We start from the raw sequence: 6194 nt of genomic DNA, 5'->3' as shown, positions 1-6194 counted from the left end.
CAAGGGGACAACGCGATCGGCGCCTTCGGCCCCTCGTCCGCCTGCGGCGGCTGCACCCCGCCGGCAACAAACGTGCCGCTGCCGACGGCGGTCCGCACGTAGCCGTCGGCGTGGAGCATGTCGTACGCCTGCGAGACGCTCCCGCGGGACAGGCCGTATAACTCGGCCAACTCCCGGGTCGCCGGCAGGCGTGTGCCCTCCGGCAGCGTACCGTCGAGAATCGCCGCACGAAGCGCATGGTACAAAGCTAAATATTTATATCGATATTTCTCGCTGAACGACGCCAACGGAATCGTAAAATCCGGCATCTCAAGTCCCCCTGTCTCCGCCCGAAATGAACCGAAATTGGACCAGTAAAATTAATGTAAATTGGTTCTTTTTTATTGTCAATTTCCGGCGTAAGCTGAATGTCAAACCATCGGAGGGGGGACCAACCATGCGCAGAAAAGAATTTCGCATGACAGAAGAGGCGGAAATTCACGAGTTTTTACAGGAAATGAGCTTCGGCTTTCTCGGCACGGTCGGCGAGGACGGTTGGAGCCGGGTCACGCCGCTGAATTTCGTTTACGATGGCAAGCATTTCTATTTTCACGGAAGCCTGGCGGGAGAGAAAATGAAGCAGATCACTCAAGATCCACGGGTCAGCTTTACAGTTGCCAAGGAGTATGCGATCATCCCATCTTATTTTACCGATCCCAAGCTGGCCTGCCCGGCCTCCTCTTACTTCAAAAGCGTCATGGTGCGCGGACAGGTGGAAAGGGTGGACGATCTTGAGGAAAAAGCTCACGCCTTTACCCTGTTTATGGAGAAGCTGCAGCCGGAGGGCGGTTACGCCCCGATCACGCCTGAGGATCCTGACTATGCCGGACAACTGAAGGCCGTAGCCCTTTGCCGGATTGTGCCAGAAGCGATCAGCGCCAAATTTAAATTCGGACAAAATTTGAAGGAACCGAATCGAACCGCCGTCACCTCCGGCCTCAAGCAGCGGGGGAATGAACTGGATGCAGAGACAATTGCCCTCATGAAGAAATACTGTCCGGCCCACCCAGAAAAATAAGCCAAATCCGCTGTGATTTCACCGTGACGTGTCCGGGTCGAAATGATATAATGTTAGGCAGTTTAAGACGTTACTGTCCTAAAATATCAAACCGATTTGGAAGGATGAATGTGATGAACCCACTCGCGGAGCAGTTAAACGAGAGCGTCAAATCCGGCAACCGGCACGTGTATGACATGCTGTCCACGCTGGGCAAGGAAATTTATTTCCCGAAGGAAGGCATTTTAAGCCAATCTGCCGAAGCTTCAGCCCACGCTAAGAAATATAACGCTACGATTGGCATCGCTACCGAAAACGGCATCCCGATGCATCTTGCAGCGATTCAGGACACCTTGTCCGCCTATAAACCGCAGGATTTGTACCCTTATGCCCCGCCAGCAGGCAAACCTGAGCTGCGCAGCGTATGGCGTGATAAAATGATTCAGGAGAATCCGTCGCTCGAAGGCAAGAGCTTCGGCCAACCGATTGTTACCAACGCCCTGACCCACGGGCTCAGCATCGTCGCCGATCTGTTCGTCGATGAAGGCGATGTTGTCATTTATCCGGACAAAAACTGGGAGAACTACGAGCTCACTTTCGGCATTCGCCGTCATGCTGACATCGTGAACTTCCCGTTATTCACCGAAGACATGACCTTCAACAGCGCCGGATTGCGCGAAGCGCTCTTGGCTCAGAAGGATAAAGGCAAAGCGATCGTGATCTTGAACTTCCCGAACAATCCAACCGGATATACGCCGGGGACGAAGGAAGGCAGAGAGATCGTAGCTGCCATCCAAGCGGCGGCCGAAGAAGGCATTAATGTAGTCGTTGTGACCGACGACGCTTATTTTGGGTTATTTTTCGAGGAATCGCTTCATGAATCGTTGTTTGGTCAACTGGCGGGACTGCATCCGCGGATTTTGCCGATCAAAGTGGACGGAGCAACGAAAGAAGAATACGTCTGGGGCTTCCGCGTTGGATTTATTACGTTTGCGTCCGAAGACCAAGCGGTGCTGACCGCATTGGAGCAGAAGACGCTGGGGATTATTCGCGCCACAATTTCGAGCGGTGCTCATCCTTCGCAGACGTTTGTACTGCGCGCTCTGAAATCGCCGGAATTTGCCGCCCAGAAGGAAGAGAAATTCCGGATTATGAAGAGACGTGCCAATAAAGTCAAAGCCCTGCTCGACAGCGGCAAGTATGGGGACGTATGGGAATACTACCCATTTAATTCCGGCTATTTCATGTGCCTGAAACTTAAGACGGTCGGGGCTGAAGCGCTGCGGCAGCATCTGATCCACCAGTACGGCATCGGCACGATCGCGCTGGGCGACACCGACCTGCGGATCGCCTTCTCCTGTATCGCGGAAGAGCATCTGGAAGAACTGTTTGATCTGATCTATCAAGGCGTCCAAGACCTGCAGGGCAAATAGGCGGCGAACCGCCGGAGAACGGCACATTGGCCCACGCACGTCAGCCCCTCTTCTCATACAATACGGTGTACAAATACAAAACGCCTAATTGGGAAAGGGGAATGAAAATGAGCGGAATTGAAGAAGCAAGAGGCGGCTACGGCTACGGCGGCCTGTTCACGAGCACAGGTGTGATCCTGGTTCTCTTTATCCTGTTGGTTATCGTTAGCCGTTCCATCCTGGTGTAACTTGCTCTGAAATATGTTTCCAATTCAAAACGGACCGTTCCCGAGCAGGGAAACGGTCCGTTTTTTTACTATTCCTCGTCTTCGTCCTCTTCGCGCCATCTGCGCTTCCAGGCAGAACGCATAGCTAACGCCAACAATAAGCCTGCGGCCAAGGAGCCAAACGTCAAAAGCGCATCTCCGCCCGGGATGACAACCATCGGAAGCCACAGCAATACCGTGATCGCGAACAGCAGTCGGGAGCTTAATCGAAGCGTCGCCGTCTTCCGTGCGCCAGCAGGCAACGGGTAGAAGGAAGCTGCCGGTGAGTCCCGATGGGTCTGGCGCAAGGCGGCGAGCTGCATGCCCGCCAGGAACACAAACAGCAAGTGAATCGCCAGTCCGAGCCACGACTGATCGTTCCATCCTGTCAGCACCATGCCCAGCAGCGTTAAGCGAAGCAGGATCCCGAGCAGCTCGCTCCGGACGAACGTCTTGACCAACAGATAACGGTAGGCTTCGGCCGGTTGCCACGGAATCCGGTTGCCGATGCCAGACAACCAGCGACGGCGGATCACCTTCTGACCTTCTGACGGCACGTCCACGAACCAGCTGAGCATCATCTGCACCCGAGCGGACGCTGTGCGTTCCGCAGCGATCAGGTTGTCCCAAGGGACCCTGTGTTTCATCGGGAACCGCAAGATCAGGCCGTAATTGAGGCTGACGAGTACCATGAACAAGGCGCTTTTCCAAGCGGGTTGCCAAATCCATGCCGCCGTCATCAGCAGCACGAAGCACCAGCGCAGCAAGCGGTACCCGGCTCTAGCACGAGACGTCGTAATTCGGAGCTCCTGCCAAGCGCCGTAGGCACTTAACGCCTTAAGCAAGAGCAAGACGATCAGCATCAGCCATAAGGGCTGGATGGCCCCGCCCTCGCCGCTGCGTTGATATAACGGCCAAGCCAGTAACACCACAATATAGAGCCCAACCAGCTTATAAATCAGTCCGTTCCGAAAAGCCGGGGCCAGGTAAGCCTTCATTTGCGTCTCCTGCGGCAGCAAGAAAATGACGTCCGCCGGCTGCACATAAGTTCGGAATCCGGCATAGACGGTCAGCGGCCCCCATAATAGCAGCAAAATCCAGCGAATCGGCAAACCGGGCGGAAGGTTCTGCAGAAACGCCGTATACCAAGCCGAAAACGCAATGAGCAGCAGGAGCAGCAAGACGGCGAGGCCGCTCTGAAAGACATAGGGCAAATACGGGAGCACTTTGCCCCAGAAGGCTGCTCTCCGCCGGCTTCGCAGCGTTTGAAGCTCCATCGCTATTCGCCGTCCTTCACTAAGGCGTAGAATATTTGCTCCAGCGAAGCTCCCGAGGCTTGCGCCTGTTCCCCGATTTCAGCCAGCGTCCCTTGGGCCAGAACTCTCCCCCGGTGCAGGACGATAAAGCGGTCGCAGTAATTTTCAATCGTTGACAGAATATGCGAGCTCAATAGAATCGAGGCGCCGCCTTGTTTCATTTCCAACATGAAATCAAGCAGCGACCGGATGCCCAGCGGGTCTAATCCAAGAAACGGTTCATCGATAATATACAACGGCGGCCGGGCGACAAACGCACACATGATCATCACCTTCTGCTTCATCCCTTTGGAGAGATGGGCGGACAGGCTGTCCGCCTTCTCTTCCATATGGAACAGCTTCAGCAGATGGTCCGCCCGCTCCCGGTAAGCTGCCGGCTCGACGCCGTAGGCCCGGGCTGCAAACTCCAAATGCTCCCGTACTGTCAATTCCTCATAGAGCAACGGCGACTCCGGAACGAAGGCCAGCTGCGACTGATAGGCCTCCGGCGCATCGTCCCGCGTATTGCCGGAAATGCGAATTTCTCCCTGATGCGGAGTCATCAGTCCCAGAATATGCTTCATGGTTGTGCTCTTACCGGCCCCGTTTAACCCGATCAGCCCAACCATTTCCCCCGGCTTCACCTCGAAGCTAATCTCGTGAAGTACAGGCCTTCCCAAGCTGTAGCCGCCGCTCAGCTCGTCGACCTGCAATACGGGCAGTTCACTTCCACTCAAACCTAACGCCTCCCACGATCCGCCTAACTGCGCGGCGGCTTATTTTTCAACCACTTTGGAGCCCCTTTATTCTTCCGATCCTGAAGACGCTCCTTCTTTCGCTCAGCGGTGGGCGATACCTTCCGCGATCCTCCATGACTGGAAGCAGATCGGCCGGAAATCTGTGCCGACGGGGATGTCCGTCCGTTACCGCCTTCCCCTGCTGTACGGCCAGCGCTCCCCGTTGTGCCTTTGCGGCGAGGCGCCTTGTCTGCACCAAGCTTGCCGCCAACAGTGGGCCGGGTTCGCTTGCCGGAACCTGCCTCACCAGCATCCACCAGCTTCCCGCTATATAACGCCTTGGGCTCAATCTCAATGCCCAGTTCCCGAGCGAATTTACGCATAATGAATTCTTCTTGCGGCGTCACGATCGAAACGGCCAGACCCTTCCGCCCCATCCGGCCAGTTCGGCCGACTCGGTGAACGTAATGCTCGGAATCAATGGGCGGATCGAGGTTCACGACCAGAGCCAAATTCTCAATGTCCAGTCCGCGGGCAGCAACATCGCTCGCCACCAGCACGCGGATTTTCCCTTCGCGGAATCGCTTCAGCGTCAGGCTGCGCGCCGTTTTGTCCGCATCTCCATATAAAGCGCCAGCGCTGAGACCTACATAGTTCATCTTCGCTTCAACTTCAGCGATCTGATCCGTATTATTGATAAATACAATGGTCCGCTCGGGTTCGAAGTGGCGTACGATCCGCCGCAGCATATCGATTTTATCCCGCGCTTCGGATAAGAAGTAAAGATGCTCCACCGTTTTGGACGTTCGGTGCTCCGGTTCAATCCCGATTTCCAGCGGCTCCTTCATCTCTTTCGCCGCCAATGCCCGAATATCCGGGTTAATTGTCGCCGACAGGAACATCAGCTGGCGGTCCCGCAACGTCCCGCGCAGAATGTGCTCCACGTCCGCTGTGCCGCCAAGTTGGAACATTTGATCCACTTCGTCCACAACCACGGTGCGCAGCGTATGCAGCTTGAGCTTGCGGAGCGCTAAAATTTCACGAATCCGGCCCGGCGTTCCTACGACAAGTTGGGGGTGCTGCTTCAGCTTCTCCAGCTGGCGCTTGATCGCAGCTCCGCCGATTAACGCCTGGCTTCGGATCCCCAGCGCTTCTCCGTACTTCTCCGCCTCCCGCAGAATTTGCATCGCCAGCTCCTGGGTAGGTGCCAAAATTAACCCCTGTAACGTCTTCTCTTCAGGGGTAATCCGTTGCAGCAACGGCAGCAGGTAAGCCAGCGTCTTCCCCGTTCCGGTCTGGGATTGTGCAAGAATATCCCGGCCTTCCAACGCCGCAGGGATACACTCGGCCTGAACCGGTGTCGGTTCCGATATTCCGTAGTCCAGCAAGGCTGCGGTCAACGGCTCGCCAATTCCCAGCCCGGCAAATGTAATATTCGTCATTTCGCC

7 protein-coding genes are annotated in these 6194 nt (G+C 55.6%); 3 read left to right on the top strand and 4 right to left on the bottom strand.

Going from position 1 to position 6194, the window contains the following annotated elements; all coding sequences use genetic code 11:
• Positions 1 to 308: winged helix-turn-helix domain-containing protein (locus tag RW092_RS11685; RefSeq protein WP_316010269.1), on the bottom strand; the 308-nt coding region annotated here is incomplete at its 3' end.
• A gap of 128 nt (positions 309 to 436) precedes the next feature.
• On the opposite strand from RW092_RS11685, the gene RW092_RS11680 reads away from it, so the two are divergent.
• The 3 genes from RW092_RS11680 to RW092_RS11670 all read left to right on the top strand — a co-directional run bounded on the left by RW092_RS11680 (position 437) and on the right by RW092_RS11670 (position 2696).
• Positions 437 to 1057 carry a pyridoxamine 5'-phosphate oxidase family protein gene (locus tag RW092_RS11680; RefSeq protein ID WP_016311029.1) on the top strand — a complete coding sequence of 207 codons (621 nt, stop codon included), beginning with the start codon at positions 437 to 439 and terminating at the stop codon, positions 1055 to 1057.
• Positions 1058 to 1170: 113 nt separating this feature from the next.
• Positions 1171 to 2469, top strand: a complete 1299-nt coding sequence (locus RW092_RS11675) for an aminotransferase class I/II-fold pyridoxal phosphate-dependent enzyme (protein ID WP_316010268.1) — start codon at positions 1171 to 1173, stop codon at positions 2467 to 2469.
• Between the two features lie 107 nt (positions 2470 to 2576).
• Positions 2577 to 2696 (top strand): YjcZ family sporulation protein, encoded by a 120-nt coding sequence (locus RW092_RS11670; RefSeq protein ID WP_208855739.1) that lies wholly within the window; start codon positions 2577 to 2579, stop codon positions 2694 to 2696.
• Between the two features lie 68 nt (positions 2697 to 2764).
• Here RW092_RS11670 and RW092_RS11665 read toward each other — a convergent pair whose 3' ends face one another.
• From RW092_RS11665 to RW092_RS11655, 3 genes are read right to left on the bottom strand one after another with little or no spacing between them, the layout of a single operon-like run.
• Entirely contained in the window at positions 2765 to 3991 is a 1227-nt protein-coding gene (locus RW092_RS11665) for an ABC transporter permease (RefSeq protein ID WP_016311026.1), read from the bottom strand.
• 2 nt (positions 3992 to 3993) lie between these two features.
• Positions 3994 to 4746, bottom strand: a complete 753-nt coding sequence (locus tag RW092_RS11660; RefSeq protein ID WP_316010267.1) for an ABC transporter ATP-binding protein — start codon at positions 4744 to 4746, stop codon at positions 3994 to 3996.
• Between the two features lie 23 nt (positions 4747 to 4769).
• A complete protein-coding gene (locus tag RW092_RS11655; RefSeq protein WP_316010266.1) occupies positions 4770 to 6188 on the bottom strand; it encodes a DEAD/DEAH box helicase in 1419 nt (472 codons plus the stop codon).
• Between the last annotated feature and the right edge of the window lie 6 nt (positions 6189 to 6194).

It is taken from the genome of Paenibacillus sp. 3LSP (assembly GCF_032465655.1).
GTDB classification, from domain to species: Bacteria; Bacillota; Bacilli; order Paenibacillales; family Paenibacillaceae; genus Fontibacillus; species Fontibacillus barengoltzii.
Note: the sequence above shows the minus strand (reverse complement) of the source record. Positions and strands in the feature narration are given on the sequence as shown.

Bases quoted from the DNA above. Each gene is read 5' to 3' on its own strand.
- RW092_RS11680 (WP_016311029.1), top strand. From the start codon at position 437: ATGCGCAGAAAAGAATTTCGCATGACAGAAGAGGCGGAAATTCACGAG.
- RW092_RS11675 (WP_316010268.1), top strand. From the start codon at position 1,171: ATGAACCCACTCGCGGAGCAGTTAAACGAGAGCGTCAAATCCGGCAAC.
- RW092_RS11670 (WP_208855739.1), top strand. From the start codon at position 2,577: ATGAGCGGAATTGAAGAAGCAAGAGGCGGCTACGGCTACGGCGGCCTG.
- RW092_RS11665 (WP_016311026.1), bottom strand. From the start codon at position 3,991: ATGGAGCTTCAAACGCTGCGAAGCCGGCGGAGAGCAGCCTTCTGGGGC.
- RW092_RS11655 (WP_316010266.1), bottom strand. From the start codon at position 6,188: ATGACGAATATTACATTTGCCGGGCTGGGAATTGGCGAGCCGTTGACC.